This is a genomic window from Variovorax sp. 679 (assembly GCF_003952185.1).
Taxonomy (GTDB): Bacteria; Pseudomonadota; Gammaproteobacteria; order Burkholderiales; family Burkholderiaceae_C; genus Variovorax.
In genome coordinates, this window is sequence record NZ_RXFS01000002.1 from 442537 (window position 1) to 466235 (window position 23699).

At 65.9% G+C, this 23699-nt stretch carries 23 protein-coding genes; 9 read left to right on the plus strand and 14 right to left on the minus strand.

The annotated features are described in order from the left end of the window. Positions 1–79: 79 nt before the first annotated feature. The 8 genes from EJO71_RS06050 to EJO71_RS06085 all read right to left on the minus strand — a co-directional run bounded on the left by EJO71_RS06050 (position 80) and on the right by EJO71_RS06085 (position 9364). Positions 80–844, minus strand: a complete 765-nt coding sequence (locus EJO71_RS06050; RefSeq protein WP_240651290.1) for an ABC transporter ATP-binding protein — start codon at positions 842–844, stop codon at positions 80–82. A gap of 1 nt (position 845) precedes the next feature. Beyond that, a complete protein-coding gene (locus tag EJO71_RS06055; protein ID WP_125947667.1) occupies positions 846–1619 on the minus strand; it encodes an ABC transporter ATP-binding protein in 774 nt (257 codons plus the stop codon). Between the two features lie 21 nt (positions 1620–1640). Continuing rightward, the gene (locus EJO71_RS06060; protein WP_125947666.1) at positions 1641–2849 is read right to left on the minus strand and encodes an ABC transporter ATP-binding protein; all 1209 of its coding nucleotides are present in this window, start codon (positions 2847–2849) and stop codon (positions 1641–1643) included. 13 nt (positions 2850–2862) lie between these two features. Further along, positions 2863–3792 carry a branched-chain amino acid ABC transporter permease gene (locus EJO71_RS06065; RefSeq protein ID WP_125947665.1) on the minus strand — a complete coding sequence of 310 codons (930 nt, stop codon included), beginning with the start codon at positions 3790–3792 and terminating at the stop codon, positions 2863–2865. Between the two features lie 253 nt (positions 3793–4045). Then, on the minus strand, positions 4046–5338 hold the full coding sequence (locus EJO71_RS06070; protein ID WP_125947664.1) for a replication-associated recombination protein A: 1293 nt from the start codon (positions 5336–5338) through the stop codon (positions 4046–4048). 17 nt (positions 5339–5355) lie between these two features. Then, entirely contained in the window at positions 5356–5988 is a 633-nt protein-coding gene (lolA, locus tag EJO71_RS06075; RefSeq protein ID WP_125947663.1) for an outer membrane lipoprotein chaperone LolA, read from the minus strand. A 156-nt stretch (positions 5989–6144) separates the two neighbouring features. Further along, positions 6145–8589 (minus strand): DNA translocase FtsK, encoded by a 2445-nt coding sequence (locus tag EJO71_RS06080; RefSeq protein WP_125947662.1) that lies wholly within the window; start codon positions 8587–8589, stop codon positions 6145–6147. Positions 8590–8689: 100 nt separating this feature from the next. Next, positions 8690–9364: a Crp/Fnr family transcriptional regulator gene (locus EJO71_RS06085; RefSeq protein WP_125947661.1), complete on the minus strand. Its 675-nt coding sequence runs from the start codon at positions 9362–9364 to the stop codon at positions 8690–8692. 180 nt (positions 9365–9544) lie between these two features. On the opposite strand from EJO71_RS06085, the gene trxB reads away from it, so the two are divergent. From trxB to rpmG, 3 genes are all read left to right on the plus strand, one after another. Continuing rightward, complete coding sequence (gene trxB, locus EJO71_RS06090) at positions 9545–10504, plus strand: thioredoxin-disulfide reductase (protein ID WP_125947660.1); 960 nt, start codon at positions 9545–9547, stop codon at positions 10502–10504. A 173-nt stretch (positions 10505–10677) separates the two neighbouring features. After that, positions 10678–10911 carry a 50S ribosomal protein L28 gene (gene rpmB, locus EJO71_RS06095; RefSeq protein ID WP_081265743.1) on the plus strand — a complete coding sequence of 78 codons (234 nt, stop codon included), beginning with the start codon at positions 10678–10680 and terminating at the stop codon, positions 10909–10911. Positions 10912–10922: 11 nt separating this feature from the next. Beyond that, entirely contained in the window at positions 10923–11096 is a 174-nt protein-coding gene (rpmG, locus tag EJO71_RS06100; protein WP_007830291.1) for a 50S ribosomal protein L33, read from the plus strand. A 152-nt stretch (positions 11097–11248) separates the two neighbouring features. Here rpmG and EJO71_RS06105 read toward each other — a convergent pair whose 3' ends face one another. From EJO71_RS06105 to EJO71_RS06115, 3 genes are all read right to left on the minus strand, one after another. Then, positions 11249–12463, minus strand: coding sequence for a fatty acid desaturase (locus tag EJO71_RS06105; protein WP_125947659.1), 1215 nt, complete (start codon positions 12461–12463; stop codon positions 11249–11251). 133 nt (positions 12464–12596) lie between these two features. Beyond that, positions 12597–13868, minus strand: a complete 1272-nt coding sequence (locus EJO71_RS06110; protein ID WP_125947658.1) for an RsmB/NOP family class I SAM-dependent RNA methyltransferase — start codon at positions 13866–13868, stop codon at positions 12597–12599. A gap of 40 nt (positions 13869–13908) precedes the next feature. Continuing rightward, the gene (locus EJO71_RS06115) at positions 13909–15762 is read right to left on the minus strand and encodes a M48 family metallopeptidase (protein WP_125947657.1); all 1854 of its coding nucleotides are present in this window, start codon (positions 15760–15762) and stop codon (positions 13909–13911) included. Positions 15763–15818: 56 nt separating this feature from the next. Here EJO71_RS06115 and EJO71_RS06120 point away from each other — a divergent pair, with 56 nt between their 5' ends. Then, on the plus strand, positions 15819–16052 hold the full coding sequence (locus tag EJO71_RS06120; protein ID WP_093205436.1) for a DUF1653 domain-containing protein: 234 nt from the start codon (positions 15819–15821) through the stop codon (positions 16050–16052). A 70-nt stretch (positions 16053–16122) separates the two neighbouring features. On the opposite strand, the gene EJO71_RS06125 is transcribed toward EJO71_RS06120, so the two are convergent. Beyond that, positions 16123–16443, minus strand: coding sequence for an I78 family peptidase inhibitor (locus tag EJO71_RS06125; RefSeq protein WP_125947656.1), 321 nt, complete (start codon positions 16441–16443; stop codon positions 16123–16125). 37 nt (positions 16444–16480) lie between these two features. Beyond that, on the minus strand, positions 16481–17077 hold the full coding sequence (gene purN / locus EJO71_RS06130) for a phosphoribosylglycinamide formyltransferase (protein ID WP_125947655.1): 597 nt from the start codon (positions 17075–17077) through the stop codon (positions 16481–16483). A gap of 230 nt (positions 17078–17307) precedes the next feature. On the opposite strand from purN, the gene EJO71_RS06135 reads away from it, so the two are divergent. The 4 genes from EJO71_RS06135 (at position 17308) to EJO71_RS06150 (ending at position 21872) form a co-directional block, all read left to right on the plus strand. Continuing rightward, positions 17308–18489: an acyl-CoA dehydrogenase family protein gene (locus EJO71_RS06135; protein ID WP_125947654.1), complete on the plus strand. Its 1182-nt coding sequence runs from the start codon at positions 17308–17310 to the stop codon at positions 18487–18489. A 13-nt stretch (positions 18490–18502) separates the two neighbouring features. Further along, a complete protein-coding gene (locus EJO71_RS06140) occupies positions 18503–19618 on the plus strand; it encodes an acyl-CoA dehydrogenase family protein (RefSeq protein ID WP_125947653.1) in 1116 nt (371 codons plus the stop codon). Positions 19619–19711: 93 nt separating this feature from the next. Then, entirely contained in the window at positions 19712–21070 is a 1359-nt protein-coding gene (locus EJO71_RS06145) for an alpha/beta fold hydrolase (RefSeq protein WP_125947652.1), read from the plus strand. 13 nt (positions 21071–21083) lie between these two features. After that, on the plus strand, positions 21084–21872 hold the full coding sequence (locus EJO71_RS06150) for an enoyl-CoA hydratase (RefSeq protein WP_125947651.1): 789 nt from the start codon (positions 21084–21086) through the stop codon (positions 21870–21872). Between the two features lie 5 nt (positions 21873–21877). Here EJO71_RS06150 and EJO71_RS06155 read toward each other — a convergent pair whose 3' ends face one another. After that, positions 21878–22438, minus strand: a complete 561-nt coding sequence (locus tag EJO71_RS06155; protein ID WP_125947650.1) for an HNH endonuclease — start codon at positions 22436–22438, stop codon at positions 21878–21880. A 166-nt stretch (positions 22439–22604) separates the two neighbouring features. On the opposite strand from EJO71_RS06155, the gene EJO71_RS06160 reads away from it, so the two are divergent. Next, positions 22605–23642: a bifunctional riboflavin kinase/FAD synthetase gene (locus EJO71_RS06160; protein WP_125947649.1), complete on the plus strand. Its 1038-nt coding sequence runs from the start codon at positions 22605–22607 to the stop codon at positions 23640–23642. Positions 23643–23699: the final 57 nt, after the last annotated feature.

Genomic DNA, 23699 nt, shown 5'->3' on the forward strand with positions numbered 1-23699 from the left:
AGGAGAAAGAAAAAGGCGGTGCGTACCGCCGCGCCATGCAGGCGCGGCCCGCACCGCCTCTGGCGAACGAAACGCCCGCTTATTCGCCGAGGTAGGCGGCCCGCACGCGCGGGTCGCTCAGCAGGGCCTTGGCCTCGCCGCTCATGGTGATGAGCCCAGACTCCATCACGTAGCCGCGGTCGGCCAGCTGCAGCGCGCGGTTGGCGTTCTGCTCTACCAGCAGGATGGTCACGCCCTGCGCGGCCACGGCCTGCACCACCTCGAAGATCTTGTCGCACATGATGGGCGACAGGCCCATGGTGGGTTCGTCCAGCAGCAGCACCTTGGGGCGTGCCATGAGCGCGCGGCCCATGGCCAGCATCTGCTGCTCGCCGCCCGACATGGTGCCGGCGAGCTGGTCCTTGCGTTCGCGCAGGCGCGGGAAGGTGACGAACACGCGCTCCATGTCGCTCGCGATCGCGGCCTTGTCCTTGCGGATGTAGGCGCCGATCTGCAGGTTTTCGGTGATGGTCATGCGCGTGAACACACCACGGCCTTCCGGCACCATCACGAGGCCCTCTTCCACCAGGTCCCACGCGCCGCGGCCCTTGATGCTGCGGCCCAGGAACTCGATGTGGCCGGCCCCGGCCGGCAGCGTACCGGTGATGGCCTTCATGGTGGTGGTCTTGCCGGCGCCGTTGGAGCCGATCAGCGAGACAAGCTCGCCCTCGCGCACCTCGAAGTCCACGCCCTTGACGGCCTGGATGCCGCCGTAGCCGACCTTCAGGCCGCTGACCTTCAGCAGCGTCTTGCCGGCCGCCTTCGTCGCGGTGCCTTGTTCGCTCGTCATCGTTGCTGCGCTCATCTCAATGTCCTCCGGTGCCGAGGTAGGCCTCGATCACCTTCTCGTTCTTCTGCACCTCCACAGGGGTGCCCTCGGCGATCTGCTTGCCGTAGTCCAGCACGGTGACGCGGTCGCACAGGCCCATGATGAGCTTGACGTCGTGTTCGATGATCAGGATGGTGCGGTTGTCGCGGCGGATGCGGTCGATCAGCTCGCGCAGCGCGACCTTCTCGGTCAGGTTCATGCCGGCGGCGGGTTCGTCCAGCGCGATGAGCTGCGGGTCGGTTGCCAGTGCGCGCGCGATCTCGAGGCGACGCTGGTCGCCGTAGGACAGCGTACGTGCCTTGTAGTCAGCGAACTTGCCGATGCCCACGTAGTCGAGCAGTTCGTGCGCGCGGTCGGCAATGGCTTTCTCTTCGGCCTTGAAGCCGCCGGTGCGGAACATCGCGCCGAGCACGCCCGAATGAGTGCGGATGTGGCGCCCGACCATCACGTTCTCGATCGCCGTCATTTCGGCGAAGAGGCGGATGTTCTGGAAGGTACGCGCAATGCCGGCCTTGGCCACTTCATGCACGGCCGTCGGCTGGTAGGGCTTGCCCGCGAGCTCGAAGGTGCCGCTGTCTGGCGTGTACAGGCCGGTGATCACGTTGAAGAACGTGGTCTTGCCGGCGCCGTTGGGACCGATCAGGCCGTAGACCTGGCCGCGCTTGATGGTGATGCCCACGTCGGACAGGGCCTGCAGCCCGCCGAAGCGCTTGGAGATTCCGCGGACGTCGAGGATGGTGTCTGTCGTCATGTTGATTTCCTCCTTCGGCGTTCAGGGATTGATCGACATGGGACGGGAAGCCGCGCCAGGCAACTCGTCAGCGGGCGAATCGACGCCTGGTGCATGGGTCTGCAGCGATCCGGGAGCCACGGCCGCATGGGTCGGGTCGACAGGCGCCGCGCCCTTCTTCGTCAACGACTTGCCGTGCTCCGGCGATGGCCACAGGCCGCGCGGACGCACCAGCATGATGACGATCATGGCCAGCGCGATGAACAGCTGGCGCAGGATGGAGGCGTCGAGGCGGCCGTCGGTCAGCGACTGCAGCGGGCCGGCCACGTAGCGCAGAACTTCAGGCAGCGCAGCCAGCAGGATGGCGCCCAGGATCACGCCGGGCAGGTGGCCGATGCCGCCGAGCACGACCATCGCCACGATCATCACCGACTCCATCAGGCTGAAGGACTCGGGCGACACGAAGCCCTGGAAGGCCGCGAACATCGCGCCGGACACGCCGCCGAAGCTCGCGCCCATGCCGAAAGCCAGCAGCTTCATGTTGCGGGTGTTGATGCCCATGGCCTTGGCGGCGATCTCGTCTTCGCGGATGGCCATCCAGGCGCGGCCGATGCGCGAGAGCTGCAGGCGGTGCGAGATGAGGATGGTGATGAGCACCAGCGCCAGGAACAGGTAGTAGTAGAGCGTGACCGACGAGATGGTGAAGCCGTCGAGCTTCAGCGGCTTGCCCAGGTCGAGCCCCCAGAACTTGATCGAGTCGATCGAGGTGATGCCCTTCGGACCGTTGGTGATGTTCACCGGCTGGTCGAGGTTGTTCAGGAACACGCGGATGATTTCACCGAAGCCGAGCGTGACGATGGCGAGGTAGTCGCCGCGCAGCTTGAGCGTGGGCGCGCCCAGCAGCACGCCCATCACCGCGGCCAGCGCGAAGGCCGACGGTATGACGATCAGCAGCGATGTGTGCATGCCGTTCGGGAACGTGATCTTGAACCACTCGAAGGTCTCGGACAGGTGCGACGAGCCCATGAGCGCGAAGAGGTACGCCCCCACCGCGAAGAAGGCGACGTAGCCCAGGTCGAGCAGGCCGGCGTAGCCGACCACGATGTTCAGGCCCAGGGCCAGCAGCACGTAGAGCAGTGCGATGTCGGCGATGCGCACCCATGCGTTGCCCTGCATCTGCAGCAGCAGGGGCAGCGCGAGCACGGCGATGGCGCCGATGACGTAGAGAGCAAGGTTCTTGCTGTTCTTCATGATGGCAAGCTCCTCAGGCGCGGTCGGCCACGCGTTCGCCCAGCAGGCCCGAAGGACGCAGCGTGAGCATGGCGATCAGCACGATGAAAGCGAAGATGTCGCTGTAGTTGCTGCCGAGCACACCGCCGGTCAGCGTTCCGATGTAGCCCGAGCCGATGGCCTCGATGAGGCCGAGCAGGATGCCGCCGACCACCGCGCCGGCCAGGTTGCCGATGCCGCCGAACACGGCCGCGGTGAAGGCCTTGAGGCCGGGCAGGAAGCCCATCGCGTGCTGCGCGATGCCGTAGTTGGAGGCGTACATCACGCCGGCGATGGCTGCGAGCACGGCGCCGATGATGAAGGTGGCCGAGATGACCATGTCGGGGCGGATGCCCATGAGCGCAGCCACGCGCGGGTTCTCGGCGGTGGCGCGCATCGCGCGGCCGAGCTTGGTGTAGTTGACCAGCCACATGAGCACCACGAGCGAGAACGCCGTGACGCTGAGGATCATGACCTGGGTTGGAGAGATGACCGCGCCGCCGAGGTGGATGGGGTCGGAGGGAAGGAGTGTCGGATATGCCTTGTTGGTCGGCTTCCAGATGATCATTGCCAGCGTCTGCAGCAGGATCGACATGCCGATGGCGGTGATGAGCGGCGCGAGCTTGGGGCTGTTGCGCAGCGGCCGGTAGGCCACTTTCTCGATCACGAAGTTCAGGGTTGCCGCGACGACGCAGGCGATGATCAGGGCAATGAGGAGGATGAGCCAGCCCGGTGTGTTGGGCATGCCGTCCTTCATGAGACCGATGATGGTCCAGCTCGTGAGAGCCCCGACCATCAGCACTTCACCGTGCGCAAAGTTGATCAGATTGATGATGCCGTACACCATTGTGTAGCCCAAGGCTATCAAGGCGTACATGCTGCCGAGTACCAGACCGTTGATGATCTGCTGCAGCAAAATGTCCATAACGCGATTCCCTATGTGTTGCACCGTTGCGGGGTGCCATTCACCCACCGGGGCACCGGTTTGGCGCCCCTGGCTTGACAAGCAAAAAACCAGCCAACATGTGTCGCTGGCAGATTTGTGGGCGGGATTGTAGTCACGCACCAGCGCTGATTTGGTGCGCGCGGACGGGGGTTTACCCGCTCACGTCATGCTGTATGCGCGTGGGGTCATGCGCACTTTGCGCGCATGCTGCAACAGCGTATAGACGGCTGTATCAACCCTTTGCCTCGCCGTTCAGGCGGCGCAGTTCGCGCAGCTTTTCCGCGATGCGGATCTCGAGTCCACGTTCGACGGGCTCGTAGAAGACCTGGCCTTCCAGACCGTCGGGAAGGTAGCGCTCGCCGGCGGCGAAACCGCCCTCCTCGTCGTGCGCATAGCGATAACCCTTGCCGTAGTCGAGCTCCTTCATGAGCTTCGTCGGCGCATTGCGCAGGTGCATCGGCACCGGACGCGTGCTGTCGGTCTTCACGAGGGCGCGCACGGCGTTGTAGGCCTTGTAGACGGCGTTCGACTTGGGTGCGATGGCGAGGTAGACCACGCATTCGGCCAGCGCCAGTTCGCCCTCCGGGGTACCCAGTCGCTCGTAGACCTCTGCGGCATCGAGTGCGAGGCGCAATGCGCGCGGGTCGGCCAGGCCGATGTCCTCGCTGGCCATGCGCACCAGCCGGCGCGCCATGTAGCGAGGATCGGCGCCGCCGTCGAGCATGCGCACGAACCAGTAGAGCGCGGCATCGGGATCGCTGCCGCGCACCGACTTGTGCAGCGCGCTGATGGTGTCGTAGAACTGCTCGCCGCCCTTGTCGTAGCGCCGCATGCGCTCGCCGAGCACGCGCAGCAGCCACTCGTCGGTGATGTGGTCGAGCTTCTCGGCGCGGGCCGCGACGGCGAGGGTTTCGAGCGTGTTGAGCAGCCGGCGTGCATCGCCGTCGGCATAGGCCACGAGGCGATCGACCGCGGTGTCGTCGATGGCGGGCACGGCCTGGATCGCCTGTGCGCGCGCGACGATCTGCTTGAGGTTGCCCTCGTCGAGCGACTGCAGCACATAGACGGCCGCACGCGACAACAGCGCCGAGTTGACCTCGAATGAAGGGTTCTCCGTGGTCGCGCCGATGAATGTGAAAAGGCCCGACTCCACGTGCGGCAGGAACGCGTCCTGCTGGCTCTTGTTGAAGCGGTGCACCTCGTCGACGAAGACGATGGTGCGCTGCTGCGTGAGGCCGTCGCGCGCAGCGGTGGCTCGCTCGACGGCCTCGCGGATGTCCTTCACGCCGCCGAGCACCGCGCTGATGCTCAGGAACTGCGCGTCGAAGGCATCGGCCATGAGCCGCGCGATGGTGGTCTTGCCGGTGCCCGGCGGCCCCCAGAGGATGCAGGAGTGCGGCTGGCCCGACTCGAAGGCAATGCGCAGCGGCATGCCCGGGCCGAGCAGGTGCTGCTGGCCGATCACGTCGCCCAGCGTCTTCGGGCGCAGGCGTTCGGCGAGGGGCTGATGGGCTGTGGAGGCCAATCCCGTGGGCTTTTTATTTACTGTTTGACGACGTCGGCGCCGGCCGGCGGCTTGAAGTCGAACACGCTGGCCGGCAGCGAAGGATTCACCTCGACCTTGCTGAACTTGAGCACCGAGCGCTGGCCGAAGCTGTCGAGGATCTCGAGTGCAGCCAGCGCATCGCCCTGGAAGCCGACCTGCACGCTCTGCAGCTGGCCATCCTTGTTCTTCGGCGTGGCCTTGACCCACTGCAGGCCATCGCGCTCCGGCGCGGCTTCGAGCGTGAAGTCGGCCTGCAGGGCCTTCAGGTCGGGCGCCGCGGCGATCAGCGCGGCAGGCGTGGAGCCCAGCGCCTGCGCCTGTGCGCGCTGCGTGACCTGGTTCAGGTCGGCGTCATAGAGCCACAGCGTCCTGCCGTCGGCCACGATGCTCTGCGCAAAGGGCTTCTGGTAGTCGAACTTGAATTTGCCGGGGCGCTGGAATTCGAAGGTGCCGGCCGATGTCTTGGTGCGGCCCGGCTGCCCTTCGCGCGCCGGGGCGGTCACGGTCTGGGTGAAATCGGCGCGGCCGGACTTGACCGTCTTCACGAAGGCTTCAAGGCTCTCGAGCCCGCCGGCCCAGGCATTGGCGGAACTCAGGAGGCCGATCAACAGCCAATGACGCAATTTCAATTTGGATTCCTCTGAATAGCTGTGGCACCGGGCTTCAACCCTACCCGCCGCGAATTGCGGCAGGTGCAGGTCTTGATGAAGATTTGCAATGCCGCACGGTGCTTTTGCAAATTGCCTTTCAGCACGTAACCGGAATTGCGAAAGCCCGGCGGCGAATTACTCCGCCGCGCGCGCCGGCACCAGGATTTCGCGCTGGCCGCTGCCGCTCATGGCGCTGACGAGGCCGGCCTTTTCCATGTCCTCGACGAGGCGCGCGGCACGGTTGTAGCCGATCTTCAGGTGGCGCTGCACCAGCGAGATGCTGGCCTTGCGGTTCTTGAGCACCACTTCGACCGCCTGGTCGTACATCGGGTCCTTCTCGCCGTCGCCGCCGCCAAGCAGGTCGCCGTCTCCGTCGCCATCGACCGTGCCGCCTTCGAGCACGCCCTCGATGTAGTCGGGCTCGCCCTGGCTCTTGAGGTAGGCCACCACGCGATGCACTTCGTCGTCGCTGACGAAGGCGCCGTGCACGCGGATCGGCAGGCCGGTGCCGCTGGGCATGTAGAGCATGTCGCCCATGCCGAGCAGCGCCTCGGCGCCCATCTGGTCGAGGATGGTGCGGCTGTCGATCTTGCTCGACACCTGGAAGGCGATGCGGGTCGGGATGTTGGCCTTGATGAGGCCGGTGATCACGTCAACGCTGGGGCGCTGCGTGGCGAGGATCAGGTGAATGCCGGCGGCGCGCGCCTTCTGCGCGAGACGGGCGATCAGCTCTTCGATCTTCTTGCCGACCACCATCATCAGGTCGGCCAGCTCGTCGATCACCACGACGATGTGCGGCTCGCGCTTGAGCGGCTCCGGATCGTCGGGCGTGAGGCTGAAGGGGTTGTAGATGAACTCCTCGCGCGCCTTGGCTTCGTCGATCTTGGTGTTGTAGCCGGCCAGGTTGCGCACGCCGAGCTTGCTCATCAGCTTGTAGCGGCGCTCCATCTCGGCCACGCACCAGTTCAGGCCATGCGCGGCCTGGCGCATATCGGTGACCACGGGCGCCAGCAGATGCGGAATGCCTTCGTAGACCGACATTTCGAGCATCTTCGGGTCGATCATCAGCAGGCGCACGTCGCGCGCCTCGGCCTTGTACAGCAGCGACAGGATCATCGCGTTGATACCCACCGACTTGCCCGAGCCGGTGGTACCGGCCACCAGCACGTGCGGCATCTTCGCAAGGTCGGCCACCACCGGGTTGCCGATGATGTCCTTGCCAAGGCCCATGGTGAGCATCGACTTGCCTTCGTTGTAGACCTGCGAGCCCAGGATTTCGCTGAGCTTGATCGACTGGCGCTTGGCGTTCGGCAGTTCGAGCGCCATGTAGTTCTTGCCCGGGATGGTCTCGACCACGCGGATCGACACCAGCGAGAGCGAGCGCGCGAGGTCTTTCGCGAGGTTGACGATCTGGGAGCCCTTCACGCCGGTGGCGGGCTCGATCTCGTAGCGCGTGATGACGGGGCCCGGCGAGGCGAGCACCACACGCACCTCAACACCGAAGTCCTTGAGCTTCTTCTCGATCATGCGCGAGGTCATCTCGAGCGTGTCGGCCGATACCGTTTCCTGGCGAGCCTGAGCCGCGTCGAGCAGGTCGACCTGCGGCAGCTTGCTGTCGGGCAGCTCCTTGAAGAGCGGCTTCTGGCGCTCCTTGACGACGCGATCGCTCTTCGGCACCTCGGTCATCGCGGGCTCGATCTGCACCGGTGGCGAAGGTGGGCGACGCTTGGGGCGCGGCTCGACGCGGATCTCTTCTTCGTCGCCAGCGGCAAAGACCCCAGACGACGGTGCCAGCAAGGGCTCGGACCGGCCCGACTCGTCGCCACCACCGCGCGTGAAGGCCGGCTCGTCGGCTTCGGCACGCTCGCGGGCCGCCTGCTTGCCCATGGCGATGTCGGCGGCAAGCTCGCGCTTCTCGCGACGCGATTCGAACAGCGAGTACGCACGCGCGCCGATGCGCTCGGCGATCAGGCTCCAGGAGAAGCGGAACACCAGCGCCGAACCGATGACACCACCGGCGATGGCCACCAGTGCCGAGCCCGTGAAACCCATCCAGCGCACGCTGGCGGGCCCCACCAGATAGCCCAGCGCCCCGCCACCGGAGCCCGGCAGATGCGCTTCGAGACGGTAGAGACGCGACCACTCGAGCATGGTGCTGGCGCACAGCAGCAGGAGCAGGCCGAACCAGAAGGCAAGACGACTGCGGTTGAAGCGACCGCGCGGCGCCGCCTGCTCGGCGGATGCCGGCTCGCCGCCGCGCAACCAGTTGGCCAGCGACGACAGCCAGGCGCGCAGCCCGGCGAAAAGACACCACCAGACGGAGTAACCGGCGGCGTAGTAGCTGCCATCGGCCAGCCAGGCGCCGATGCGGCCACCCCAGTTCTTGATTTCGCCCCCTGTGCCCGAGGTCGACCAGGCGGCATCGGAAGGCGTGAAGCTGAGCATCGAGAGCAGCCAGAACAGCAGCGCTGCGAATCCTGCGATCAGCGTGATCTCGTGGGCGAAGCGCATCGCGCGCACACGCACGGGTTGCCCTTCGGCGGCAGAAGAAGATTGAAGCGTATTCAGCGAATAGGTCATGAAAAACACGGCGCCCGGCCTCGGGAAACGGGGGCCGGATGCACGAACACTACAACAAAAGGCCGGGACCGCCGGCAACGGCGAGCCCGGCCCCGAAGGCTCAAGCCAGCGACAGGAGCCGTTCCTTGACGATCATGGAGCCGTCGTCGAGCGTCTGCACGAAGCCGCGCTCTTCCAGATCCTTCATCACGCGGCTCACCATTTCGCGCGAGGCGCCGACCATCTTGGCCAGGTCCTGGCGGGAGATCTTGTCGCGCACCTTGAGGTTGCCGGCGCCGTCCTCGATGGCGAACTCGAGCAGCGAGCGGGCCACGCGCCCGTAGACATCCATCAGCGCCAGCGACTCGATCTTGCGGTCGGCATGGCGCAGGCGCTGTACCAGCCCGCGCATGATGTTGTAGGCCATGGAGGAGTTCTCGGGCAGGCAGCGCGCGAAAGCGTCGCGGCCCAGCATGAGCACGTCGCACTGGATCTCGGTACGCACGGTGGCCGAATGCGGTTCGTCGTCGATCAGGCTCATCTCGCCAAGGTAGTCGCCCGGATGCAGCGTGGCGAGGATGACCTCGCGCCCGCGGCTGTCGGCGCTGGTGACGCGCGCGCGACCGGTCAGGATGATGTAGAGCGCATCGGACTTCTTGCCCTGCTCCACAACGACTTCCGCGCGCTTGAAGCGCTTCTTGATGATCGCGTCCGCGATGCTAGCGGACTGCGTGGCCGTCAACGACGCGAACAATGGAACGCGCCGAAGCAATTCGAGGTTGGACAGCATCGACATTTATCAATCCCTGAGACAGCGGGCCGAGCAATCCGAAAGGCAAGCCAATGGATTACTACAATCGCGCGCATTGAAAACACCGTTCACCCGGTGTTGAACCGGGCAGTGATACTCCATATATATCGCTACCACCCTGAAAATGTACACGCTGAAGCAGCGTCCATCCTAGGTTTTCTACTCATGTCCGCACCCCAACACGCCAAGGTTTTGATTCTGGGCTCCGGCCCCGCCGGCTATACCGCCGCCGTCTATGCGGCACGCGCAAACCTCCAGCCCCTGCTCATCACCGGCATCGCCCAGGGCGGACAGCTGATGACCACCACCGAGGTGGACAACTGGCCAGCCGACGTGCACGGCGTGCAAGGCCCCGACCTGATGCAGCGCTTTCTCGAGCATGCCGAGCGCTTCAAGACGCAGATCGTGTTCGACCACATCAACAAGGTCGACCTGAGCAAGCGCCCCTTCACCCTCACCGGCGACAGCGGCACCTACACCTGCGACTCGCTGATCATCGCCACCGGCGCTTCGGCGAAGTACCTGGGCCTCGACTCCGAACAGAAGTTCATGGGCCGCGGCGTCTCCGCATGCGCCACCTGCGACGGCTTCTTCTACCGCGAGCAGGAGGTCTGCGTGATCGGCGGCGGCAACACGGCGGTCGAAGAGGCGCTCTATCTCGCCAACATCGCCAACAAGGTGACGCTGGTGCATCGCCGGGACAAGTTCCGCGCCGAGCCCATCCTGATCGACAAGGTCAAGGAGAAGGTCGCCGAAGGCAAGATCGTGCTGAAGCTGCACAGCGAGCTCGACCAAGTGCTGGGTGACGACTCGGGCGTGACGGGCATCCGCATCAAGAACACGCAGACCGGCGCGACCGAGCAGATCGACCTCAAGGGTTGCTTCATCGCCATCGGGCACCATCCCAACACCGACATCTTCCAGGGCCAGCTGGAGATGAAGGACAACTACATCCTGACCCGTTCGGGCCTGCAGGGCTTCGCAACGATGACCAGCATTCCGGGCGTCTTTGCCGCCGGCGACGTGCAGGACAACATCTATCGCCAGGCCATCACCAGCGCAGGCACCGGCTGCATGGCGGCGCTCGACGCCCAGCGTTTCCTTGAGCAGGACGGCACGCTGTAACCACCGGGGAGCCCAAAAGGGCTATAATCCGAGGCTTTGCCGAAACATGGCTCTCCCACGAGTCGCGGCAAAGCCGGGGTACCGCCACCCGTTTTCTGGCGAGGTCAAGCTGCAAAACACCCTGCAATCGCCCTGATTGCGCCGGTGCCAGCTGTTCAAGAAAGAGTGTCCTCATGGCACGCGTATGCGACGTAACGGGCAAGGGCCCGATGGTCGGAAACAACGTTTCCCACGCCAACAACAAAACCAAGCGCCGGTTCCTGCCGAACCTGCAATATCGCCGTTTCTGGGTCGAGACTGAAAACCGCTGGGTTCGCCTGCGTGTTTCGAGCGCCGCGCTGCGCCTGATCGACAAGAACGGTATCGACTCCGTGCTCGCAGACCTGCGTGCACGCGGCCAAGCCTAAGGAGCTGAATCATGGCAACGAGCAAAGGCGGACGCGAAAAGATCAAGCTGGAATCCACCGCGGGTACCGGCCACTTCTACACGACCAGCAAGAACAAGAAGACGATGCCTGAAAAGATGTCGATCATGAAGTTCGACCCGAAGGCGCGCAAGCACGTCGAATACAAGGAAATCAAGCTGAAGTAATTCGGCTCCGGTTTTCCCCGAATAAAAAACCCGCTGTTGATCCAGCGGGTTTTTTATTGCCCGTTCATTTGATCGATCAAGCCGACCGAATTTCAACGCGCATAAAAAAAGCCGACCCTCGGGTCGGCTTTTTCGATTGAGCTCGAAGCGCTTCAGGCGCGGGCAGCACGCAGGCGGGTCGAGAAGTCCCGCAGACCAGCAATGCCACTGGCCTCCGCCCGATGGCACCAGGCCGCCAGATCGGCAGCCAACTGCTCGCGCGACTGCGAGGTGTTGAGCCACAGCTGGCGCAGCTCCTCGCGCATCGTGACCATCTTGTCGAGCACCGGATGGGCAGCACGGGCCTGCACGAGGTGAGGGCGAGCCGAGGCGGGCACCTTGTCGTCGTCGCGATGCAGCCAGCGCTTGGCAGCCTTGAGCACCGACAGATCGGCGCCCTTGGTCTTCAGCGCCTCGAGCTCCTGGCTGGTGGCACGGCGCATTTCGCGCGCGTAGCCCGCCATGACTTCGTAGCGGTTCGCGATGACGGCCTCGAGCGTCTTCTCGTTGGCCACGGGCTGGATGTCGCCCATCAGCATCTTCGGCGGCACCTTCTTGACCTTGGCCCAACCCAGCTTCTGCAGCGCCTGGATGTAGATCCAGCCGATGTCGAACTCGTACTTCTTGACCGAGAACTTGGCCGAGGTGGGATAGGTGTGGTGGTTGTTGTGCAGCTCTTCGCCACCGATGATCAGGCCCCAGGGCATGATGTTGCGGCTGGCGTCGGGCGCCTCGAAGTTGCGATAACCCCAGTAGTGGCCAATGCCGTTGATGACGCCGGCGGCAGTGATCGGGATCCAGAGCATCTGCACGGCCCACACGGCCATGCCGAGTGCGCCGAACAGCGCCAGGTTGATCACCAGCATCAGGCCCACGCCCTGCCAGCTGTAACGCGAATACAGGTTGCGCTCGATCCAGTCATCGGGCGTGCCGTGACCGTAGCGCTCCATCGTTTCCTTGTTCTTCGACTCGGCGCGATACAACTCGGCGCCGCGCCAGAGCACTTCCTCGATGCCCTTGACCTGCGGGCTGTGCGGGTCGTCCTGGGTTTCGCACTTGGCGTGGTGCTTGCGATGGATGGCGACCCACTCCTTCGTCACCATGCCGGTGCCGATCCAGAGCCAGAAGCGGAAAAAATGCGAAGGGATCGGGCCCAGATCCATGGCCCGGTGCGTCTGCGTGCGGTGCAGGAAGATCGTGACCGCGGCAATCGTGATGTGCGTGGTGGCGAGCGTGTACAGCACGACTTGCCACCATGCGATGTCCCACAGGCCGTGTCCGAGCCATTCGATGGCCGCATTCAGAACGGCGGAGTCAGGAAGCAACATTGAGTCAGGTACTCCATGGCCGCACGAAGGTGCAGCCTTCAGATAACCCGCGATTTTAAGGCGGCAGGGCCTAAAACAAGCCCTTTAAACCTTCAAGAAAGGCGCAGATTAACCCTAGTTTGGAGTCCGGCACCTATTTGCGGTTCCAGGCGACAGCAAAGAAACCGTCGGTCGCATGGCGGTGCGGCCACAGCCGCAGGTAGCGCCTTGCGCCCTCCCCGCCGGCGCACAGCGCCTCGAAACCCTCGACCTTGAGCCCCTGCAGCAGTTCCGCCGCGTCCACGGGCACGAAATCGGGGTTGGCGGTGCTGAAAGCCTCCGCAATCGCCTCGTTTTCCTCCGGCAGCACGCTGCAAGTGGCGTAAACCAGACGGCCGCCCGATTTCACAAGCCGTGCCGCACTCTGCAGAATGGCCGCCTGCTTGACCGTCAATTCCTCCACCGACTTGGGCGATTGCCGCCATTTCAGGTCGGGATTGCGTCGCAGCGTCCCCAGCCCCGAGCACGGCGCATCGACCAGCACACGGTCGATCTTGCCCGCCAGGCGCTTGATCCGGTCGTCTCGCTCGTGGGCGATGGCGGCCGGATGAACGTTCGACAGCTTGCTGCGCGCCAGCCGCGGCTTAAGTGCATCCAGCCGATGCGCCGACGTGTCGAAGGCGTACAGCCGGCCGGTGTTGCGCATGGTCGCGCCGATGGCCAGCGTCTTGCCGCCGGCGCCGGCGCAGAAATCGACCACCATCTCGCCGCGCTTGGCATCCAGCAGCAGCGCCAGCAGTTGCGAACCCTCGTCCTGCACCTCGATGGCGCCGCGCGCAAAGGCATCCAGCTTGGTCAGCGCCGGCTTGCCGTCGATGCGCAGGCCCCAGGGCGAATACGGCGTTGCTTCCGATTTGATAGCAGCCTTCGCAAGCTCCGCCTTCACATCCGCACGCTTGTCTGTCAGCGCATTGACGCGCAGATCGAGCGGCGCGGGCTGCTGCAGGGCCTCGACCAGCGGCCAGAAGCCGTCGCCCAGCTGCGCCTTCAGCGGCGCCACCAGCCATTCGGGCAGGTTGTGGCGATGGCGCTCCAGCAGGTCGTCCTGCTTGACGGCGTCGCAGTTGTCGAGCCAGCGCTTCTCGGTGTCGTTGAGCGCACTCTTCAGGAAGTCACGCGGGCCGTGAAAGCCCAGGATCGCCATCCGGCGCTCCTTCGAGCCGCTGCCCGAGGGCGACAGGTGATCGAAAAGCAGCTTCTTGCGAAGCACGGTGTAGACGGTTTCGGCCAGCGTCGCGCGCTCGCGCGGGCCGAACTCGCGGTGATCGCGGAAGAAGCGCGAAACAACCTGATCGGCGGGGTGATCGAATTTCAGGACGAGGCCGACCAGATCGGCGGCGGCCTCCAACAGGGCTTTGGGATGCATCCCCCGATTGTCTCAGCCGCCGCCCGCCCTGCCCCAAGGCCTATGCGCCACGCGTCCAGACCGCCCCGAAAGCCTCGCGCTCGATGTCTTCCAACTTGGGCGAATGCCCTGCCCACAGCACCAGCGCAGCCCCCGGCAGCGTGAGTGTCTGCTCCAGCTGGCGGCACAGGCTCCATCGGTCCTCGTCGTCGAGCCCCGGCAGCTCGATGAACACGATGTAGGCACGGCGCCACGGAAATTCGCGCAGGTTCTTGCGCACCAGCCAAGCCCGCGAGGCTGGCAGGCAGCGCACGAAATCGGCCCGCAGTTCATCCAGTTCGTAGTCGTTGAGGTCGTGCCGCGAAATCTGGCTGAAGAACGGCGTGCCCGTGATTTCCTCCCAGGCGCGAGCCTCCGCCTCTTCCGCCTCCTTGAGACGGCCGCGCCACAGCTTCAGGGCCTCTTCGTCGTGCGGGCCGGTGTCGGGGTCTTCGAGCGATGCAACCGCGCTCTTGGCCGCCCACCACCGGCTGGCCGCGCCCGAGCCGTGCAGCCGCTCCAGCACTGCAAGACGCGCTTCGCGGTCGCTCGCCGGCAGCATCTGGGCCAGTCCACGCAGTGCACCTGGATGCTCCGGCGCGATCTGCAGGGCGCTCTCGTAACGCACGCGTACGGGGGCCGCCGGATCGAGCCTCCGCTCGGAATCGGCCCATTCGACCATCTCGTCGGGCGTGTTGCGCTCGCCGCGCGCAGCCAGCACCGCGATGCGCTCGCGGATGCGCGAGCGGTGCGCATGGTGCTGCTTCCAGTCGGCGGCATGGGCGCGGCGCCACTGGCTGTCGAAATGCCCGATCCATTTCTTGCGATCGACCAGCAGGTCGAGCGCTGGACGCGTCGACCACTCGGGCATGACCGCCTTCTGGTCGAGCGCCTCGAGGCGGTCCCGCAGGACCGGGTGCGTGTCTTCCAGGTCGCTGACCCGGCGCATCGCCTCGCGCAGCGCCTGTCGCGCGAAATCGTCGTCGGGCGGCGTGCGCACGCGCTTGCGCAGGGCCTCGAACGGACCCGGGGGCTGCGGCTCGTGCTCGGCGCGGGCCCAGTGCCAGGGCCAGAATTCGTTGGCGTACCAGTTGCCCTTGATGGCGATCTCGGTCAGCGCAGCCGCCGCCACGGACGCGCCCAGCAGCCTGCCCGAGATGCGGTCTGCCTCGTACTCGTCCTGGCGGGCCAGCGCGAAAGTCTTGGCCGCGAAGCGCGGAAAGTACCAGCGGAAGAAGGCTTGCGAGAACAGCGCCATCACGCCTTCGTTGCGCTGAAGGCTGGCGTCGAGCTTGAGCCACGACAGCCGGGTGCGGTAGATCCACGCACTCAGCTTGCCGTGATTGCCGCGCAGATGGCCGTACTCGTGGGCCAGCACCGAGAGCAGCCGCCGCCGGTCGAGCATCATCAGCAGCGGCAACCCGATGCTCAGCGAATTGACCGCACCGCCGAACAGCCCGAAGCGCGGCACCTGCCGAATGCTGGCGTTGAATTCGTCGTCGAGATAGACCCGGTGGACCGGCGGCCCCTTGATCCTTGTGCGGATGCGGTCGAGCGCCTCGAAGAGCGCCGGCGCGTCTTCCCGGCGGAGCTCCACGCCCTCGGGCTCGTCGAAGCGCACCCAAAGCGCACGCAACGTGGCCCACAGCAGCCCCAGGGCGAACAGCAGCAACCAGCCGCGCGTGAAATTGAGGCGCTCTTCCTCGAGCGAGGAAAGCACCCAGGCGACGATGCCCACCGACAGTCCGAGGCAGCCCAGCACCCAAAGATAGCCGAGCGCGGCAAAAGCCGCGACGCTGCGTCGATAGCGCGCGCTGTCGTCCGCACTGGCATGCTCGCTCAGTCGAACCAGGTGAACAAAATCAGCGCGATCCATCCGACTCCAGTCAAATCATCAAGCCCCGACAGTTTCTTAAGAAAGGCATGCCGCCGTTGAACGACGAAGACCTCCCTCCCCTGATCGAAACGCCCCCTGGGCGCTACCGCCATTACAAGGGCGGCGAATACGAAGTGCTCGGCACCGTACGCCACAGCGAGACGCTGGAGCCGATGACGTTGTACCGGGCCCTATACGGCGCTCACGGCCTCTGGGTCCGGCCGGCCGCCATGTTCGGCGAGACCGTCGAGATCGACGGTGTGCCTCGAAGGAGATTCACCCCGATCTAGCCAGCCAGGCCGCGCAGACCTGTTCTGCCTTGGCAGGTTGCCGCATTTTTTCGCGGCAACCCGGACGGGGTCAACCGCAGCGTACGTCCGTCACCCGGTTGCGGGCGTCGACATCGAGATTGAGGCGTCCGCCATTGAGTTCCATCGTGGTGGCCTCGCCCGGCTTCAGGGCACGCACCGTGCCGGCGCCCGACCGCACGCGAGCGGCGGCTTCGAGCTGCGGCGTCAGCGGCTGGCCGATGGCAAAGCGTGCGCCATCCGCGTTGCACTGGTAGACCGGCTCAGGTGGCGGCGCGGGCGCGGGTGCAGGGGCAGGCGCGGGTGCCGGAGCAGCACAGCCCGCCACCAGGGCGGCGCCGGCAAGCGCCAGCAACAACGATTGGTTCTTCACTTTCTGGACTCCCGAAAACCCGCGAATATAAACAACTTTACTCATTGTGACGCGATGTATCAGACAGCCAGCCGGCAATGGCACGTGGATACAACAGATGCTCCTGCGCCAGGACCCGTCCGGCCAGGGTGGCGGCAGTGTCGTCCGGCAGCACCGGCACGACGGCCTGCGCCAGGATCGGCCCGTGGTCGAGTTCGGTGGTCACCTGGTGCACCGTCACGCCGGCCACCTTGCAGCCCGCCTCGATGGCGCGCTGGTGCGTGTGCAGCCCCGGAAACGCCGGCAGCAGCGAGGGATGGATGTTCACCAGCCGGCCGGCGTAGCGGTTGACGAAGCCCGGCGTCAGGATGCGCATGAAACCCGCCAGTACCACCAGAGCCGGCGCGTAGCTGTCGACCACCTTCGCCAGTGCCTCGTCGAAAGCCTCGCGGGTAGCGAAATCCTTGTGCGGGACCACCGCGGTGTCGATGCCGTGGGCCTTGGCGATTGCCAGTCCGCCGGCCTCGGCCTTGTTGCTCACCACGGCTGCGATGCGCGCGCCATGGCGCTCGGCCCAGCGGTCGCGCTCGGCGGCGCGCACGATGGCCTCCATGTTGGAGCCGCCGCCGGAGATCAGGATCACGATGTTCTTCATGGGAGGCGGGATTATCCGTGGCGCGGCCGCCGCCGGGCCGCCCCAAGGCGAGCCGCGCCTCCCCCTCGGGGGGTGGCGAATTACACGCAGCGAAGCGAAGTGAAAAGCCGGGGGGCTCAGGCTCGTCTTGTCGCCGCGCGGACACCGGATCACAGCACGACCGTGCTAAAACTCACGGTTCCGGAGACACACCGCGTCTGCGGTGAACCGATCAACACAGCGAGGCACGCATGGATTTGAGCTTCACACCCGAAGAACAGAAGTTCCGCGAAGAGGTTCGCGCCTGGGTCAAGGAAAACCTCCCCAAGGAGATTTCGCACAAGGTACACAACGCGCTCGAACTGACGCGCGACGATCTGCAAGGCTGGGCCAAGATCCTCGGCAAGAAGGGCTGGCTGGGCTACGGCTGGCCGAAGGAATTCGGCGGCCCGGGCTGGACCGCCGTGCAGCGCCACCTGTTCGAGGAAGAAACCGCGCTGGCCGGCGCACCGCGCATCATCCCGTTTGGCCCCGTGATGGTCGCTCCGGTGATCATGGCCTTCGGCAATGCCGAACAGCAGAAGCGCTTCCTCCCCGGCATCGCCAGCGGCGAAGTCTGGTGGAGCCAGGGCTACAGCGAACCGGGCTCGGGCTCCGACCTGGCTTCCGTCAAGACCAAGGCCGAGCGCAAGGGCGACAAGTACATCGTCAACGGCCAGAAGACCTGGACCACCCTCGGCCAGTACGGCGACTGGATGTTCAACCTAGTTCGCACCAGCAACGAAGGCAAGCCCCAGACCGGCATCAGCTTCCTGCTGCTCGACATGAAGTCGCCCGGCGTCACCGTGCGCCCGATCAAGCTGCTCGACGGCGGCCATGAAGTCAACGAAGTGTTCTTCGACAACGTCGAAGTGCCCGCCGAGAACCTGATCGGCGAGGAGAACAAGGGCTGGACCTACGCCAAGCACCTGCTCTCGCACGAGCGCACCAACATCGCCGACGTGAACCGCGCCAAGCGCGAGCTCGAGCGCCTCAAGCGCATCGCCAAGAGCGAAGGCGTCTACGAAGACCAGCGCTTCCGCGACGAGATCGCCAAGCTCGAAGTCGACGTCGTCGCCCTCGAGATGATGGTGCTGCGCGTGCTCTCGGCCGCCACCTCGGGCAAGAACTCGCTGGACGTGGCGGGCCTGCTGAAGATCCGCGGCAGCGAGATCCAGCAGCGCTACAGCGAACTGATGATGCTGGCTGGCGGCGCCTACTCGCTGCCGCTGATCCGCGAGGCGATGGAAGCCGGCTGGCAGGGCAACTTCCCGGGCGGCAACCCGGCGCTCGCCCCGCTGACGTCGACTTTCTTCAACATGCGCAAGACCACCATCTACGGTGGCAGCAATGAAGTGCAACGCAACATCGTCGCGCAGACGGTTCTGGGCTGAGGAGACAAAAAGCATGGACTTCAATTTCACCGACGACCAGGAACAGCTGCGCGACGCCGTCCGCAAATGGGTCGACAAGGGCTATGACTTCGAGCGCCGCCGCGGCATCGAGGCCAAGGGCGGCTTCTCGCGCGAGGCCTGGGACGAACTGGCCGAGCTCGGCCTGGGCGGCCTCTACATCGGCGAGGACGACGGCGGCCTGGGCATGGGCCCGGTGGCCGGCATGGTCGTCATGGAAGAACTCGGCCGCGGCATCGTGCTGGAGCCCTTCGCGCAGACGCTGATCGCTGGCGCGGTGCTCAGCGGCTACGCCGGTGCCGACACCAAGGAAAGCTGGCTGCCGCGCATCGCGGGCGGCCAGGCCATCGTGGTGCTGGCCTACCAGGAGCGCAAGGCACGCTATCGCCTCGACGTGTGCGAGGCGCATGCCGCCAAGGCCGGCAGCGGCTGGTCGCTGAACGGCGCCAAGAGCGTGGTGCCCGTGGGCGACGAAGCCGACGCCTTCCTGGTGCCGGCCAAGGTCGACGGCAAGATCGCCCTCTTCCTGGTCGAGCGCAGCGCCAGCGGCGTGGAAGCGCGCGGCTACGGCACGCAGGACGGCTCCCGCGCCGCCGAGGTGGTGTTCGACAAGGCCGACGCTACGCTGGTGACGCTCGACGGCCTCGCCGCCCTCGAATACGCCGTGGACGTCGGCATTGCCGCCACCTGCGCCGAAGGCGTGGGCGTGATGGACAAGACCGTCGACCTCACCGTCGAATACCTGAACCAGCGCAAGCAGTTCGGCGTGGTCATCTCCAGCTTCCAGGCGCTGCGTCACCGCGTCGCCGACATGAAGATGCAGCTCGAGCTCGCGCGCTCGATGAGCTACTACGCGACGCTCAAGCTCAACGCCCCGGCCGACGAGCGCCGCCAGGCGCTGGCCCGGGCCAAGTACCAGCTCGGCGTGTCGATGCGCTATGTGGCCGCGAACTCGGTGCAGCTGCACGGCGGCATCGGGGTGACCGACGAATACATCGGCAGCCACTACTTCCGCAAGCTCACGCAGATGGAAATGACCTTCGGCGACACGCTGCACCACCTGGGCGAAGTGTCTGCCCGCATGCAGGACACGGCCGGCGTCTTCGCCTGACGGTCTTTTTCACCTAGCATCCAACGCCCGCCTGCTTCACGCCGGCGGGCGTTTTCACTTGGCCCCGCCCCAGGAATCCAGGAACAAGACAACATGCAAACCCGCCGCACCCTCCTCGTCACCATGGCTGCCGCCGGAACAGCCGCCGCCATGCTGACCGCCTGCGCCACATCTCCAACGCCGTCGTACACCGAGCGCCCGCCCATCGTGTTCATGCACGGCAACGGTGACTCGGCCGCGCTCTGGCAGACGACGATCTGGCGCTTCGAGTCGAACGGCTGGCCGCGCGACCGGCTGTTCACGGTGGACCAGCCCAACCCGACCGCCCGCGACGACGATGCCGTGGCCCAGCCCGGTCGCAGCTCGACCGGCGAATCGGCGGTGTTCCTCAAGGCCGAGGTCGACAAGGTGCTGAAGGCCACCGGCGCCAGCAAGGTCGTTCTGATCGGCAACTCGCGCGGCGGCAACACCATCCGCAACTACGTGCAGAACGGCGGCGGCGCGGCGGTCGTGAGCCACGTGGTGCTGGGCGGCAACCCGGCGCACGGCATCTGGGCGGTGAAGGGCTTGCGCGAGAACAACGAGTTCTCGGGGCTGTCGGGCTTCATGCAGCAGCTCAATGCGCCGAAGGGACCGAACGGAGAGGAAGTCACGCCGGGCGTGAAGTGGCTGACCCTGCGTTCGGACAACAACGACAAGTACGCGCAGCCCGACGGCGTATGGATCGGCGCGCCCGGCAAGCCGACCAACATCGGCTTCGACGGACCGGCGCTCAAGGGCGCGACCAACATCGTGCTGCCGCGCGTCGATCACCGCGAGACCTCGTTCTCGCCTGCGGCCTTTGCCGCGACGTGGCAGTTTCTGACGGGCCAGGCGCCGCAGAGCAACGAGGTCGCGCCCGAGGCGAACGTCGTGCTCAACGGCCGTGCGATCGGCGCGGAGAACCTTTCGCTGAACGGCGCGACGGTGACCGTCTATGCAGTCAACGCCGCCACGGGCGCGCGGCTGGGCGAGGCGGTCTTCACCAAGTCCATCGGCGCCGACGGCCGCTGGGGGCCCTTCAAGGCACGCGGCGATGCGGCCTACGAATTCGTGCTGGCCACGCCCAGCTACGGCACCACGCACATCTACCGCAGCCCCTTCCCGCGCAGCAGCAGCGTCGTGAACCTGCGACCCGAACGCGTCGTGCCGGCCGACGGCGGCGCCAATGCGGTCGTCGTCTTCACGCGGCCGCGCGGCTACTTCGACGCCCAGCGGGACACCATGCGCTTCGACGGGCAGAGCGCGCTGGCCGGCGTACCGCCCAAGGGCGCGGGCGTGTCGAGCTCGCGGCTGCGCATCGCGGCGGAGCAGCCGCGCGCGGTCACCGGCGAATTCAACGGCGAACGCATCACCGGCCTGACATGGCCGGCAGTGAAGGAGCATGTGACTGTGCTCGAGCTGACCTACTGAGGCGAGCCTGGCCATGACCGACACCGGCTCCCCCTTCGTCCTGCAGACGCGCGACGGGCGCGGCGTGGTCACGCTGACGCTGAACCGGCCAGCCTCGTTCAATGCGCTCTCGGAAGGCATGCTCGGCGCACTCGAGCAGGCGCTCGGAGAAATCGTCGCCGACACCACCGTTCGCGCGGTGATCATCGCCGGGGCGGGCAAGGCCTTCTGCGCCGGCCACGACCTGAAGGAAATGCGCGCCGCTCCCTCGCTCGACTACTACGAGCAGCTGTTCGAGCGCTGCGGCGCGATGATGCTGTCGATCCAGAAGCTGCCCGTGCCGGTGATCGCGCGCGTGCACGGCATCGCGACGGCGGCGGGCTGTCAGCTGGTTGCGGTCTGCGACCTGGCGGTGGCGTCGAGCGAGGCACGCTTCGCGGTAAGCGGCGTGAACGTGGGCCTCTTCTGCGCCACGCCGAGCGTCACGCTCTCGCGCAACCTGGGCCGCAAGGAAGCCTTCGAGATGCTGGTGACGGGTGAATTCATCACCGCGCAGGAAGCATGCGAAAAGGGGCTGGTGAACCGGGTGGCACCGCCTGAAGCGCTCGATGCGGCCGTCGAGTCACTGGTGGCCAGCATCGTCGCCAAGCCCCGCACCGCGCTCGCGCTGGGCAAGGCCCTGTTCTACCGCCAGCTCGAAACCGGCATCGAGGCCGCGCTGGCCGACGCCAGCCAGACCATGGCCTGCAACATGATGGACCAGAGCGCGCTGGAAGGCGTTCAGGCGTTCATCGAGAAGCGTCCGCCCGACTGGAAGCGCTGAAGCAGCTAGGAGTCGTGCAGCCGCGAACTCTCGGGCAGGTGCGCCATCAGGAATTCCATCTGGTCGGCCAGGATGCGCCTGTTTCGCAGAATGAAATCTTCCCAGAGGCTGGGCACATAGGGCGCATACAGCAGCGGCATGCCGGCCTGCTCGGGCGTCCGGCTGCTCTTGCGGTGGTTGCACGGCCTGCAGGCCGTGACCACGTTCATCCAGGTGTCGATGCCCTTCTGGGCGAACGGGATGATGTGCTCGCGGGTGAGTTCGTCTTCGTGGAAGTGACCACCGCAGTAGGCGCAGACGTTGCGGTCGCGCGAAAACAGCTTGCTGTTGGTGAGGCCGGGACGCTGCGTGAAGGGGTTGATGCGCGGCACGCCCTTGGTGCCGATGATGCTGTTGATCGCGATCTGCGACTGCTCGCCGGTGATCGCGTTGTGGCCGCCACGGAACACCGCGACCTGCGCGCCCACTTCCCAGCGGACTTCGTCCGCCGCGTAGTGGATCACCGCCTGTTCCAGCGAAATCCATGACTGGGGCAGCCCTTGGGCCGACAGCTTCAAGACCTTCACACACGCCTCCTCGAAAAGGGAGAGAACACGGAAAGACCAGGGACACGGAGCGCGTTGGAGACCCACGCCGGTCAACGCACTGCGTCACAATATACCGGCTTTGTGACAAATCGGCCTGATTCGCCCAATCGACGGGCGAAAGGCGCTATCAAAAAGATACTCACCGATGCAGGTTTTTCGTGGCTTCCGGCACCCTGGCGTAGCCCCCGCCTGCGCCCTCACCATTGGCAATTTCGACGGCGTGCACCGTGGCCACCAGGCCATGCTCGCGCTCCTGCAGACCGAGGCCCGCCAGCGCGGGCTGCCCAGCTGCGTGCTCACCTTCGAGCCCCATCCGCGCGACTATTTCGCTGCCGTCACCAAGAAGCCCGACCTGGCGCCGGCGCGCATCGGCACGCTGCGCGACAAGCTCAGCGAGCTGGCCGCCTGCGGCGTGGCGCAGACCATCGTGCTGCCTTTCGACGCCCGGTTGGCCTCCCGGTCGCCCGAGGAATTCATCCAGAACGTGCTGATCGACGGCCTGGGCGCGCACTACGTGCTGGTAGGCGACGACTTCCGCTTCGGCGCAAAACGGGCCGGCGACTACGCCATGCTCGACGCTGCCGGCGATGCCCACGGCTTCGACGTGGCGCGCATGAACAGCTACGAGGTGCACGGCCTGCGGGTTTCGAGCTCGGCCGTGCGCGAGGCGCTGGCCGAAGGCCGCATGGCCGATGCCCACACGCTGCTGGGCCGGCCCTACGCCATCTCGGGCCACGTGGTTCACGGCCGCAAGCTCGGCCGGGCGCTGGGCGCCTCGGCGCCGGGCAAGGACGACGGCTTCCGCACCCTCAACCTGCGCTTCAAGCACTGGAAGCCGGCCGCCAGCGGCATCTTCGCGGTGCTGGTGCATGGCCTGTCGGAACGGCCGCTGCCGGGCGTGGCCAACCTCGGCGTGCGCCCCTCGCTGGACGCCAACGACGTCAATGCCGGGCGGGTGCTCCTCGAAACCCATTGCCTGGAGTGGCCCTCCCATCTGGGCGCCGAAGGGGCCTACGGTAAAATCGTGCGCGTGGAACTCCTGCACAAACTGCACGACGAATTGCGCTACACCAGCCTCGAAGCCCTTACCGCGGGCATCGCGAAGGATGGCCGCGACGCTCGCGCGTTCTTTGCGTCGACCCACGCCGAAACCCACCGCCAGACCACGCGCGATCGAATTTAGCCCTGCACGCACCGTGCTGCCGCCCTTCGACAAGCTCAGGGCGAACGGCTTTACCTT